Source organism: Pseudomonas sp. B414 (genome assembly GCF_055408445.1).
This window is the reverse complement of sequence record NZ_JBUZTQ010000017.1, coordinates 1-12259: the sequence shown is the minus strand read 5'-3', so window position 1 is coordinate 12259 and position 12259 is coordinate 1. Positions and strand designations below refer to the sequence as shown.

General features: G+C 58.5%; 10 protein-coding genes. All 10 read left to right on the top strand.

What is annotated here, in order from left to right; all coding sequences use genetic code 11:
- Window positions 1-9 precede the first annotated feature (9 nt).
- The 10 genes from efeB (at window position 10) to ACZRMH_RS15360 (ending at window position 11965) form a co-directional block, all read left to right on the top strand.
- Window positions 10-1320, top strand: coding sequence for an iron uptake transporter deferrochelatase/peroxidase subunit (gene efeB / locus ACZRMH_RS15405; RefSeq protein ID WP_464014125.1), 1311 nt, complete (start codon window positions 10-12; stop codon window positions 1318-1320).
- Window positions 1321-1346: 26 nt separating this feature from the next.
- The gene (gene efeO / locus ACZRMH_RS15400) at window positions 1347-2171 is read left to right on the top strand and encodes an iron uptake system protein EfeO (protein ID WP_464014124.1); all 825 of its coding nucleotides are present in this window, start codon (window positions 1347-1349) and stop codon (window positions 2169-2171) included.
- 481 nt (window positions 2172-2652) lie between these two features.
- Complete coding sequence (gene arnC / locus ACZRMH_RS15395; protein WP_464014123.1) at window positions 2653-3672, top strand: undecaprenyl-phosphate 4-deoxy-4-formamido-L-arabinose transferase; 1020 nt, start codon at window positions 2653-2655, stop codon at window positions 3670-3672.
- Window positions 3669-5660, top strand: coding sequence for a bifunctional UDP-4-amino-4-deoxy-L-arabinose formyltransferase/UDP-glucuronic acid oxidase ArnA (gene arnA, locus ACZRMH_RS15390; protein ID WP_464014122.1), 1992 nt, complete (start codon window positions 3669-3671; stop codon window positions 5658-5660). The genes arnC and arnA overlap by 4 nt, the downstream gene beginning before the upstream one ends.
- Window positions 5660-6544 carry a 4-deoxy-4-formamido-L-arabinose-phosphoundecaprenol deformylase gene (gene arnD, locus ACZRMH_RS15385; RefSeq protein ID WP_464014121.1) on the top strand — a complete coding sequence of 295 codons (885 nt, stop codon included), beginning with the start codon at window positions 5660-5662 and terminating at the stop codon, window positions 6542-6544. The genes arnA and arnD overlap by 1 nt, the downstream gene beginning before the upstream one ends.
- Entirely contained in the window at window positions 6541-8190 is a 1650-nt protein-coding gene (gene arnT, locus ACZRMH_RS15380) for a lipid IV(A) 4-amino-4-deoxy-L-arabinosyltransferase (RefSeq protein ID WP_464014120.1), read from the top strand. Before arnD ends, arnT begins: the two co-directional genes overlap by 4 nt.
- Entirely contained in the window at window positions 8187-8531 is a 345-nt protein-coding gene (gene arnE, locus ACZRMH_RS15375; RefSeq protein ID WP_464014119.1) for a 4-amino-4-deoxy-L-arabinose-phosphoundecaprenol flippase subunit ArnE, read from the top strand. Before arnT ends, arnE begins: the two co-directional genes overlap by 4 nt.
- A complete protein-coding gene (arnF, locus tag ACZRMH_RS15370; RefSeq protein ID WP_464014118.1) occupies window positions 8528-8929 on the top strand; it encodes a 4-amino-4-deoxy-L-arabinose-phosphoundecaprenol flippase subunit ArnF in 402 nt (133 codons plus the stop codon). The genes arnE and arnF overlap by 4 nt, the downstream gene beginning before the upstream one ends.
- Window positions 8926-10284, top strand: coding sequence for a UDP-glucose dehydrogenase family protein (locus ACZRMH_RS15365; protein ID WP_464014117.1), 1359 nt, complete (start codon window positions 8926-8928; stop codon window positions 10282-10284). The genes arnF and ACZRMH_RS15365 overlap by 4 nt, the downstream gene beginning before the upstream one ends.
- 73 nt (window positions 10285-10357) lie before the next feature.
- On the top strand, window positions 10358-11965 hold the full coding sequence (locus tag ACZRMH_RS15360; RefSeq protein ID WP_464014116.1) for an ArnT family glycosyltransferase: 1608 nt from the start codon (window positions 10358-10360) through the stop codon (window positions 11963-11965).
- Window positions 11966-12259: the final 294 nt, after the last annotated feature.

Sequence of the window (12259 nt, the reverse complement as noted above, 5' to 3'; positions counted from 1 at the left end):
GAGACGCATATGAGCGATTCAGAACACACCTTCAACCTGCAACGCCGACGCATCCTGATGGGCATGGGAGTCGCAGGCGCGGCCCTGGCAGGCGGTGCCCTGAGCTGTCCGGCCATGGCTGCCGGCAACCCGGCAAATGCTCAAGTCACTCAGGCCCCCAGCAGTGACAAGACCCAGGACCATCACGATTTCCATGGTCAACATCAGAATGGCATTGTCACCCCGCGCCCGGCTGCAGGCATGCTGGTTGCCTTTGATGTACTGGCCAGTGACCGGGAAGACCTGGAGCGCCTGTTTCGCACCTTGAACGAGCGTATCGCCTTTCTGATGAAGGGCGGCGCAGTGCCTCAGGTCGACCCCAAGTTGCCACCCGTGGACTCCGGCATTCTCGGCCCGGTCGTAACACCGGACAACCTGACCGTGACCGTCTCTGTCGGCGAGTCCCTGTTCGATGAGCGTTTCGCCCTTGGCAAGTTCAAACCCAAGCGTCTAAGCCGCATGCAGGGCTTCCCCAATGACGCACTGGATACTGCCCAGTGCCACGGTGATTTGAGCCTGCAATTTTGCGCCAATACCGCCGACACCAATATTCACGCCCTGCGCGACATCGTCAAAAACCTGCCCGACCTGCTACTGGTGCGCTGGAAACAGGAAGGCAGCGTGCCGCCGCAAGCGCCCGTGAAACCCGGCGAACCGGCACAGAGCGCGCGCAACTTTCTGGGTTTTCGCGATGGTTCGGCCAACCCCGACTCCAACGACAATACCGCGATGAACCAGATCGTGTGGGTCCAACACGACAGCGACGAACCGCAATGGGCAGTCAACGGCAGCTATCAGGCGGTGCGCATCATCCGCAACTTCGTCGAACGCTGGGACCGCACGCCACTGCAGGAACAAGAGAGCATCTTCGGGCGCAACAAGGCCAGCGGCGCGCCCATGGACGGCACCCGTGAAACCGATGTGCCGGATTACAGCAAGGACCCTCACGGCAAGATCACCAAGCTGGACGCCCATATCCGCCTGGCCAACCCGCGCACCGCACAAACACGCAACAGCCTGATCCTGCGTCGCCCGTTCAACTACTCCAATGGCGTCAACAAAAATGGCCAGCTGGATATGGGCCTGCTGTTTATCTGCTACCAGCGCGACCTCGAACAAGGCTTTATCGCTGTGCAGACGCGCCTTAACGGCGAACCTCTGGAGGAGTACCTCAAGCCGGTAGGCGGCGGTTATTTCTTCACTCTGCCGGGTGTGCGCGATGACCAGGACTTTATTGGCCGCGCACTGCTCGATGCAAGCACACCTCAGCCCCGCACCTGAACCTTAACCCAACCGGAAAAAACCCCATGAAGAAGACGCCGCTCGCACTGTTCCTGGCTCTAGGTTTGCTCCACGCCCCGCTCTCGGCACTGGCGGCAACCGCGCCACTGGACCTGGTACAACCTGTTTCGGACTATAAGATCTACGTCACCGAGCAACTGGATGAGCTGGCCAGCAACACGCAAAAATTCACTGACGCGGTAAAAAAAGGTGACCTGGCCACGGCCAAAAAGCTCTACGCACCGACCCGCGTTTATTACGAGTCGATCGAGCCGATTGCCGAACTGTTCAGCGATCTGGACGCCTCGATCGACTCGCGGGTCGACGACCATGAAAAAGGCGTGACGGCACCCGATTTCACCGGTTTCCACCGTATTGAGTACAGCCTGTTTTCCGAAAACAGCACCCAGGGTCTTGATCAATTGGCCGACGGCCTGAACAAGGACGTCAAGGACCTGCAAACCCGTGTCGCCGGGCTGACCTTCCCGCCCGAGAAAGTCGTCGGCGGTGCCGCAGCCTTGATGGAAGAAGTGGCGGCCACCAAGATCTCCGGCGAAGAAGACCGCTACAGTCACACTGACCTGTATGACTTCCAGGGCAATGTGGACGGCGCGAAAAAGATCTTCGATCTGTTCCGTGCGCAAATCGCACAGAACGACAAGGCCTTTGCCGCCAAGGTTGATAAAAACTTCGCCACGGTCAACACGATCCTGGCCAAGTACAAAACCACCGACGGTGGCTTTGAGACCTATGACAAGGTCAAGGAGAACGACCGCAAGGCACTGGTCGGACCGGTCAACACCCTGGCCGAAGACTTGTCTACCCTGCGCGGCAAGCTTGGCCTGAACTGACCAGGGGTGTTTTAACGGCGCCAACCGATGTGACTTGGGTCACATATCCGCAGGTTGGCGCTGTCCGCAATTCCCTGCAAATATTAGACGTAATGTTTAACCCTGATTTAAATGACTGTGCAAATTCGTTCGGCTACTGTAAGAATCTTGCCGAGCCATAAAAATTATTTTCGGCTCAACAGGCTTTCTTCCAACCCCTGTAATTACTTTCCTGAATAGCACCTGTCTGGTGTTTAGAAAGCATGGGCTGTTGATCTAACTTTCATAGGCTTTTCACAAATAGGCGTTTAACGTATGCATCAGCTCGCCAGGCAAAGCCCAAGAGTTTGTAACAAAATCATGTAGATAACCTGCTTAACTGACTTTACCTTTGTCATTAATAGGCTTTACTCCTAGCGGGCGCGAGTCTTTGAAGTGCGCTTGAGTGTGGTTGATTTAGACATGTCGTCTTGTGCCATTGAAACTGACTGGAACGAATATTTTGAAACCCTACCCCATCCAGTGTGTGTCGATCGTCATTCCGGTCTACAACGAAGAAGAGAGCCTGCCCGAACTGTTGCGCCGCACTGAAGCTGCCTGCGCCCAGTTAAGCCAGGCCTACGAAATAGTGCTGGTCGATGACGGCAGTCGGGACAATTCGGCGCAGATCCTGCAAGACGCAGCCGAACGCGAAGGCAGCCCTGTGGTCGCGGTCATCCTCAACCGCAACTACGGGCAGCATGCCGCGATCATGGCCGGCTTTGAGCATTCCAAAGGCGATGTGGTAATTACCCTCGACGCCGATTTGCAGAACCCTCCGGAAGAAATCCCGCGTCTGGTTGCCCAGGCGGCACTGGGTTACGACGTGGTCGGCACCGTGCGCAACAACCGTCAGGACTCCGCCTGGCGCCGTTGGCCTTCACGAATCATCAACCTGGCCGTGCAACGCTCCACCGGGGTTGCCATGAGCGACTACGGCTGCATGTTGCGTGCCTATCGGCGCAGCATTGTCGACGCCATGCTCGCCTGCCGCGAGCGCAGCACCTTTATTCCGATTCTGGCCAACAGCTTTGCCCGTCACACCACTGAAGTGCTGGTCGAGCATGCCGAGCGCGAACACGGCGACTCCAAGTACAGCCCGATGCGCCTGATCAACCTGATGTTTGACCTGATCACCTGCATGACCACCACGCCTTTGCGCTTGCTGAGCATTATCGGTTTCAGCATGGCAGCACTGGGCGTCCTGTTCGCTATCGCGTTGATCATGCTGCGCCTGATCTTCGGTGCGAGCTGGGCAGGTGACGGCAACTTTGTACTGTTTGCGGTGCTCTTCGTGTTTACCGGCGGGCAATTTATCGGCATGGGCCTTCTGGGTGAATACCTGGGCCGCATGTATAGCGATGTGCGGGCACGACCACGGTTCTTTATTGAAAAAATCGTTCGCGCCGAACCCGCTGCTTCTGCTTCTGCTTCTGCAACTTGCAACCCGACTTCTTCTACTTCGACACAGGTCCAATCATGAGTTTGAAAGCCGTTGTTTTCGCCTATCACGATATTGGCTGCACAGGCATTGAAGCCTTGCTCAATGCAGGCTACGAAATTGCTGCTGTGTTTACCCATGCTGACGACCCCAAGGAAAATAACTTCTACGGCTCGGTTGCCCAACTTTGCGCACGCAAAGGTATCCCGGTGCACGCACCGGAAGACGCCAACCACCCGCTGTGGATCGAGCGTATCCGCAAGCTGAACGCCGATTACATTTTCTCGTTCTACTACCGCAATCTGCTCGGTGAAGAGCTGCTGGCCAGCGTCAGCAAGGGCGCCTTCAATCTGCACGGCTCGTTGCTGCCCCGCTACCGTGGTCGCGCACCGGCCAACTGGGTACTGGTCAACGGCGAAACCGAAACCGGCGTCACCCTGCACCGCATGGTCAAGCGTGCCGATGCAGGCGCTATCCTGGCCCAGCAACGCATCAGCATCGAGCGTTCGGACACCGCGCTGAGCCTGCACAGCAAGCTGCGCGAAACGGCTGCCCAACTGTTGGCCGAAGCTCTGCCGCTGCTGCCTCAGGGCAAGCTCACGGAAACCCCGCAAGACGAATCCAAGGCTACTTATTTTGGTCGCCGCACCCCGGCTGACGGCCTGCTGCAATGGGCACGTCCTGCCGAAGAGCTGTTCAACCTGGTGCGTGCCGTAACCCAGCCATACCCGGGCGCCTTCTGCGCTGTAGGTGAGCACAAACTGATTGTCTGGGGCGCCGAAGTGGTTGCCGGCAATCAGGGCCATGCACCTGGCCAGGTGATCAGCTGCGAACCACTGCGTATCGCCTGTGGCACTGACTCGCTGGTGATCACTGCCGGTCAGCGCAATGACAACGGCCTGTACCTGAGCGGCCCGCAACTGGCCCGTGAACTGGGTCTGGTCGAAGGTTCGCGCCTGCGCGGCAGCGAGTCGGGTCGCCCGGCACGCCGCACCCGCGTCCTGATCCTTGGGGTTAACGGCTTTATCGGCAACCACCTGTCCGAGCGTCTGCTGCAAGACGACCGCTATGAAGTGTACGGCCTGGATATCGGCTCCGACGCCATCGAGCGCCTGCGCAGCCACCCCAACTTCCACTTTGTGGAAGGCGATATCAGCATCCACACCGAGTGGATCGAATACCACATCAAGAAATGTGACGTGGTTCTGCCGCTGGTGGCTATCGCGACGCCAATCGAATACACCCGCAACCCGTTGCGTGTATTCGAACTGGACTTCGAAGAGAACCTCAAGCTGGTGCGCTACTGCGTCAAGTACAACAAGCGCGTGATTTTCCCGTCCACGTCCGAAGTATATGGCATGTGCCAGGACAAGAACTTCGACGAAGACACCTCCAACCTGATTGTTGGCCCGATCAACAAGCAGCGCTGGATCTACTCGGTCTCCAAGCAGCTGCTGGACCGCGTTATCTGGGCCTATGGCACCAAAGGCCTGAAATTTACCCTGTTCCGTCCGTTCAACTGGATGGGCCCACGCCTTGACCGTCTGGATTCGGCACGGGTTGGCAGCTCACGCGCCATCACCCAGTTGATCCTGCACCTGGTGGAAGGTACTCCGATCCGCCTGGTTGACGGCGGTGAACAAAAACGCTGTTTCACCGACGTGGCCGACGGTATCGAAGCGTTGGCGCGCATCATCGACAACAAAGACGGCAAGTGCGACGGCCAGATCATCAACATCGGCAACCCGGATAACGAAGCCAGCATTCGTCAACTGGGTGAAGAGTTGCTGCGTCAGTTCGAAGCTCACCCGTTGCGCGACAACTTCCCGCCGTTTGCCGGTTTCCGCGATGTTGAAAGCCAGTCGTTCTACGGCACCGGCTACCAGGACGTCAGCCATCGCAAGCCAAGCGTAGAAAACGCCCGTCGCCTGATCGACTGGACGCCGACTACCGAGTTGAGCGAAACCATTGGCAAGACCCTGGACTTCTTCCTGCGTGAAGCCATGGTAGAAATCGCGGAAAAACGCTGATGCAAGCTGGACTACGCATTGATGTCGACACGTACCGTGGAACCCGCGAGGGGGTTCCGCAGTTACTCGAACTGCTCGACGAAGCCGGGGTCAAGGCCACGTTTTTTTTCAGTGTGGGGCCGGACAACATGGGCCGCCATTTATGGCGGCTGATCAAGCCCCGGTTTTTCTGGAAGATGATGCGTTCCAAGGCTGCCAGCCTGTACGGCTGGGACATTTTGCTGGCCGGCACTGCCTGGCCCGGCAAACCGATCGGCAAGGATCTGGGGCATTTGATGCGCCAGACTCTGGCCGCCGGCCATGAGGTCGGCCTGCACGCCTGGGATCACCACGGCTGGCAGGCCAACACCGCCCGCTGGAGCGAAGCGCAGCTGATCGAGCAAATCCGCCGTGGTGTCGACACCCTGAGCGACATCACCGGGCAGGCCGTCGAGTGTTCCGCTGCGGCCGGTTGGCGGGCTGACGAGCGCGTGGTCCAGGCCAAGGAAACCTTTGGTTTTCGCTACAACAGTGATTGCCGCGGGCACAGCCTGTTTCGGCCAAGGTTGGCTGACGGCAGGCTGGGCGCGCCGCAAATCCCTGTGGACTTGCCCACCTTCGATGAAGTGGTCGGGCCGCATCTGAGTGCTGCCGATTTCAACTCATACATTCTTGATCGCTTCAGCCCGCAAAAGCTGAATGCGTACACCATCCATGCAGAAGTAGAAGGGATTCTTATGGCCAACGACTTCCGTCAATTGCTGGCGCAGGCCCGTGCCCGTGACATTCATTTCCAGCCCCTGCGGGACTTGCTCCCCGCCGATCTCGACAGCCTGCCTGCCGGGCAATTGAGCCGTGGTGTACTGGAAGGCCGTGAAGGCTGGCTGGGAGTACAGCAGCCATGACTCAGCGCTGGACAATACCGCTGCTGGTTTTAGCTTTTATAGCGTTTTACCTGTTGCCGCTGGGCACCCACGGACTGTGGATCCCTGACGAAACGCGCTACGCGCAGATCGGTCAGCAAATCCTGATTGACGGTAACTGGGTCACCCCGCATTTTATGGATTTGCGTTACTTCGAGAAGCCGATTGCCGGCTACTGGATGATCGCCATCGGCCAGGCCATTTTTGGCGAAAACCTGTTCGGCGTGCGCATTGCCTCGGCGATTGCCACCGGCTTGAGCGTGTTCCTGGCCTACGCCGTGGCCCGTCGCCTGTGGAATGACCCGCGCAAGAGTTTTGCCTGCGCTCTGGTGTACATGACCTTTGGCCTGATCGCAGGCCAGGCCGGGTATTCCAACCTCGACCCGCAGTTCACCCTGTGGGTCAACCTGAGCCTGGTTGCCCTGTGGTTTGCTGTCGACAGCAGCAGCGTCCGTGATCGCCTGATCAGTTGGGCCGTGCTGGGCTTTGCCTGCGGCATGGGCTTTATGACCAAGGGTTTTCTCGCCCTGCTGCTGCCGGTACTGATCGCCCTGCCCTACATGATCTGGCAAAAGCGTTTTCTGGAACTGGTCAAATACGGTCTGGTGGCCATGCTGGTGGCGGCCATTGTTTCACTGCCGTGGGTATTGGCGGTGCATGCCCAGGAGCCGGACTACTGGCGTTTCTTCTTCTGGCACGAACATATCCGCCGTTTTGCCGGTGACGATGCCCAACACGGTCGTCCGTGGTGGTTCTATCTGCCGCTGATGGTGGTTTCCAGCCTGCCTTGGGCAGCATTGCTGCCAGTTGCCTTCAAGGACGCCTGGAGCAACAAGCGCCATGCCAGCATTGTTTTCATACTGCTGTGGCTACTGCTGCCGCTGGGCTTGTTCAGCCTGAGCAAAGGCAAGCTGCCGACCTACATCATGCCGTGCATGCTACCGCTGGCCCTGTTGCTGGGCCACGCGATGATGCAACGGGTCGAGCAGGCGAAAACCTGCGCCTTGCGCTTCAATGGTGCGGTCAACCTGATCGGCGGCAGCGCTGCACTGCTGGCTCTGGTGTATTTCCAGGTCAAGCAGCCGTTCTATGACAACGAACCGCTGCATATGGCCCTGCTGGTTGTGGTGCTGCTGGCGTGGATCATTACCGGCCTGCTGACCCTGGCCAAACCGCTGAAAATGTGGGCTGCGCCTGCACTGGCAATGGGTGTTCTGGTGCTTGCACTGCCGGCGGCCATGCCGACCAGCGTGGTTCATAACAAAATGCCCGACCAGTTCATCCTTGAGCATATGGATGAACTGTCCCAGGCCAACACCTTCCTCAGCAACGACCTCGGCGCCGCATCTGCCCTGGCGTGGCGTCTGCGCCGTCCTGACGTGACGCTCTACAACACCCAGGGCGAAGTCAAATACGGCCTGACTTATGACGATGCCAAAGGCAAAAGCATTGGCCTGGACCAGATTGGCCAATGGATGACCGAGGCACGTCGCCAAGGCTCTGTGGGCGTGGTGATGCGGGTCAAGGACAGCGATGAAAGCCATGAAATGGACGAGCTGCCCAAAGATGCCGTGCGTTATGACGAAGGCAATATGGTGATCCTGATCTTCCCGCAGCTCGTTCCATGACCCTGGCACTGCTGCTGTTGGCCTGCCTGCTGACCTGCGCCGGCCAGATCGCCCAGAAGTACGCGGTCGAAGGCTGGCGCGGGATTGACACCGGGGTGGCGCAAAAATTGCGCTCGCCCTGGTTATGGCTGGCACTGCTGTGCCTTGGCCTCGGCTTGCTGGTGTGGTTGCTGGTGTTGCAACGGCTTGAGGTCGGGGTTGCCTACCCGATGCTCAGCCTTAATTTTGTCCTGATCACCCTGGTGGCCCGCTATCTGTTTAAAGAAACCATCGACCTGCGCCATTGGCTGGGCGTTGGGCTGGTGATTGCCGGGGTGGTTTTGCTGGGGCAACAGGCATGAACCTGTGGCGTGGATTTGCCTTTGCCTCGGGCAGCGTATTACTGGTCAGTGGTGCCCAGCTGGGCATGCGCTGGAGCATGACGCGTTTGCCCGAACCCGCTCAATGGCTGGCGGCTATCAGTCTGGGCGATGTATCGCTCGCAGCTTTGGCCGTTGTGTTTGCCGCGATCACGGCGTACGCACTGTCGATGCTGTGCTGGCTGCTGGCCCTGCGCGACTTGCCGCTTGGCCGCGCCTACTCGCTGTTAAGCATCAGTTACGCATTGGTCTATCTGCTGGCTGCCAGCCTGCCGATCTTCAATGAAAGCTTCACCCTGTCAAAAACCCTTGGTGTGACCTTGGTCATTCTAGGGGTGCTTGTGATCAATTCTCGACGTACACCCAGGAACTGCGCATGAAAATCAGTGTATTTGGTAGTGGTTATGTAGGCCTGGTGCAGGCGACGGTTCTGGCTGAAGTTGGACACGACGTAATCTGCATGGACATTGACCAGAAAAAGGTCGAGCTGCTGCAGCAAGGTCACGTGAGCATTTTCGAGCCAGGACTTTCCAGCCTGGTGCGTGAAAACCTTGAGAGCAAGCGTCTGCGCTTTACCAGCGATGAAAAGCTCGCCGTCGAACATGGCCAGGTGCTGTTTATCGCGGTCGGCACACCGCCAAGCGAAGACGGTTCGGCGGATCTGGGCCAGGTGTTCTCTGTGGGTGACGCGGTTGCCCGCCATCGTGAAGAGCCGCTGATTCTGGTGGAAAAATCCACTGTACCCGTCGGCACTGGTGATGCGCTGACCGCACATATCGACAAGGCCCTGCAACTGGCCGGGCGTTCACTGCAATTTGACGTGGTCTCCAACCCCGAGTTTCTCAAGGAAGGCTCAGCCGTTACCGACTGCCGGCGCCCGGACCGCATCATCATCGGCTGCGCCCGTGAAGAAGTGCGCGAAGTCATGCGCGACCTGTACGCGCCGTTCAACCGTAACCATGACCGCATCATTTTCATGGACCTGCGCAGCGCCGAGCTGACCAAATACGCCGCCAACTGCATGCTGGCGACCAAGATCAGCTTTATCAACCAGATTGCCGAGCTGGCCGAGCACCTGGGAGCCGACATCGAGGCCGTACGCCTGGGCATCGGTGCCGACACCCGCATCGGCTATCACTTTATCTACCCGGGCTGCGGCTACGGCGGTTCGTGCTTCCCCAAGGACATGCGTGCCCTGATCCACAGCGCCCAGCAGGTCAATTGCTCCAGTGATCTGCTGCAAGCGGTCGAAGCAATCAACGAACGCCAGAAGCACAAGCTGTTCGATCGCATCAATGCGTTCTTCAAGGGTGACCTTAAAGGCAAGACCTTTGCCTTGTGGGGGCTGGCATTCAAGCCAAACACCGATGACATGCGCGACGCCCCAAGTCGGGTTCTGATGGAAGCGCTATGGGCAGCCGGTGCGCAAGTACGTGCCTTCGACCCTGAGGCCATGCAGGAAACCCAGCGCCTGTACGGTGATGAGGAACGCCTGAGCCTGATGGGCACGCCGGAATCGACCCTCAGCGGCGCCGACGCACTGATCGTGTGTACCGAATGGCAACAATTCAAGGCGCCGGACTTTGACCTGATCAAGCAGCGCCTCATTACCCCGGTGATTTTTGACGGTCGCAACCTGTACGACGGTGAGCGTCTGGCCCGGGTGGGCTTACAGTACTTCCCGATGGGACGCGGTGAGTCATGCAACTTGCCGGTAGGCTCAACAGCCATCTAATCATCTGACAGCGCCGCCATTGGCAACAATGGCGGCGTTTTTTTGTGTGCTGCAATGAGTCAGGAGACTCGACATGCCTGCCAACTTCACCAACCCGGCACTGCTCACCCAGCGCAGGCAATCCCTGATTCTGGGCGCGATTGCTTTGCTGTTGTTTATTTTGGGCAACCATCAAGAGGCTGCGATCGGCTTTGATTCGCGCTTTGTCATGTTTGCCAATGAAATGCTGCGCCATGGCCCCGGTTTTTTTCCGACCACCTACGGCCAGCCTTACGCTGACTATAGCGCCACCTCAACCCTGCTCACCTGGTTACTGTCCCTGCCCTTTGGCAAAGTCACCAGCCTTACTGCCTGGCTGCCCACCGCCATTGCCAGCGCGATCATTGTGACCTTGATGTATCGACTGGTTGCTGCGCAATCGCGCAACTGGGCGCTGGTCAGTGTGGCCCTGCTGTTGCTGAGCATGACTTTTGTTACCGAAACCCGGGCTGTTTCGCTGGATCAAATGCTCGCGGCGGTCAGCTTCAGTGCGTTTTATCTGGCTTACTCCCACGACCACTTTGCTGCGCCGCGCCGCCATTTCTGGCTGCTGGCCCTGATCGTCCTGGGCTTTGCCATACGCGGGCCGATAGGGCTGGTGATCCCCACCGGCATCCTGTGCAGCTACTACCTGCTCAACGGCCAATGGCGCCGCCTGATCAGCTTTGGGCTGCAGGCGCTGGTGTTGCTGGCTCTGTGCATTGGCACCTTGCTGGTGCTGGCCTGGCTCAGTGGTGGTGAAGCCTTTGTCCATGAAGTAATCCGCATGCAAGTCACCGGGCGCATGGACGGCACTGAAGGCGCCAGCAGTGTGCTGTATTACTTCACCAGCTCCATTGGCAACTACGCGCTGGCGTATCCGTTGGCGGTTGCAGTTCTGGTGGCGATCCTGATTGCCGGGCGCAATCAGCCGGGGCCCGCCTTGCAACTGGTCAAGTACTGCGTGGCGGCAGCACTGGTAGTAATGATCGGGCTGTCCATTCCTCAGGCGAAAAAAGCCCGTTACCTGCTACCTATGTTGCCGATGGCGGCGATTATTGCAGCGTATCCGTTTCAGGTGATGCAAGGGCGTGTGTTTGGCGCCTTGCGTGGCCTGATTCAAGTCGTGTTCCTGCTGCTGCCGGGCTTGCTGATCATCGGCTTGCTGGTAGTACGCAAGAGATTTGGCGAGCAACTGCCGCCATTGACCGTCACCTTCGCCATTCTGGCAGTGCTGCAGGCGCTGGCCGTGGGCCTGGTCTTCAAGGCTCGATGGCGTGTTGCCGGGCTGGCCGCCTGTGCGGTACTGGCGCTGTGGAGCAGCTATATCATGGTGTTTGAGCCTGCCGAGCGCGCCCTGTACGACACCCGCACCTTTACCCTCAAGGCCATGCAACTTATCGATCAGGCCCCGGCCCCGGTAGTGCTTCACGGGTTGGGCAAGGACGCCAAGGCGATCAAATTCATGGTCAACGTGGATCGTGATCTGCTGCCGCTGTTTACCCAGTCACCAGACGAGCTGACGGCGTTGCCCACCCCGGTATGGATCGTGATGGACCGCAAGGACTATGAAGCGTTGCAAGGCAGTGAACTAGGCAATATTGCCCCGGCGCTGAGCGCACGCTTTGACAAAAACGACTATGTGTTGCTGCACAGGCCTTAGCACCCTGTCTCACTGTGGGAGCAGGCTTGCCTGCGATGGCATCACTGCGGCGCTTCAGGCAAACCTCACTGCCTGCATCGCGAGCAAGCTCGCTCCCACACTGTTCCCTGCCAAGTTTGAATTTTGTGGGTGCCACAAAACTTGTGGGAGCAGGCTTGCCTGCGATGGCATCACTGCGGTGCCTCAGGTAAACCTCACCGCCTGCATCGCGAGCAAGCTCGCTCCCACAATGTTCCCTGCCAAGTTTGAATTTTGTAGATGCCACAAAACCTGTGGGAGCAGGCTTGCCTGCGA

What these genes read in the sequence shown, in the direction of transcription:
- efeB (WP_464014125.1), top strand. Translation starts at nt 10, where the DNA reads ATGAGCGATTCAGAACACACCTTCAACCTGCAACGCCGACGCATCCTG.
- efeO (WP_464014124.1), top strand. Translation starts at nt 1,347, where the DNA reads ATGAAGAAGACGCCGCTCGCACTGTTCCTGGCTCTAGGTTTGCTCCAC.
- arnA (WP_464014122.1), top strand. Translation starts at nt 3,669, where the DNA reads ATGAGTTTGAAAGCCGTTGTTTTCGCCTATCACGATATTGGCTGCACA.
- arnD (WP_464014121.1), top strand. Translation starts at nt 5,660, where the DNA reads ATGCAAGCTGGACTACGCATTGATGTCGACACGTACCGTGGAACCCGC.
- arnT (WP_464014120.1), top strand. Translation starts at nt 6,541, where the DNA reads ATGACTCAGCGCTGGACAATACCGCTGCTGGTTTTAGCTTTTATAGCG.
- arnE (WP_464014119.1), top strand. Translation starts at nt 8,187, where the DNA reads ATGACCCTGGCACTGCTGCTGTTGGCCTGCCTGCTGACCTGCGCCGGC.
- arnF (WP_464014118.1), top strand. Translation starts at nt 8,528, where the DNA reads ATGAACCTGTGGCGTGGATTTGCCTTTGCCTCGGGCAGCGTATTACTG.
- ACZRMH_RS15365 (WP_464014117.1), top strand. Translation starts at nt 8,926, where the DNA reads ATGAAAATCAGTGTATTTGGTAGTGGTTATGTAGGCCTGGTGCAGGCG.
- ACZRMH_RS15360 (WP_464014116.1), top strand. Translation starts at nt 10,358, where the DNA reads ATGCCTGCCAACTTCACCAACCCGGCACTGCTCACCCAGCGCAGGCAA.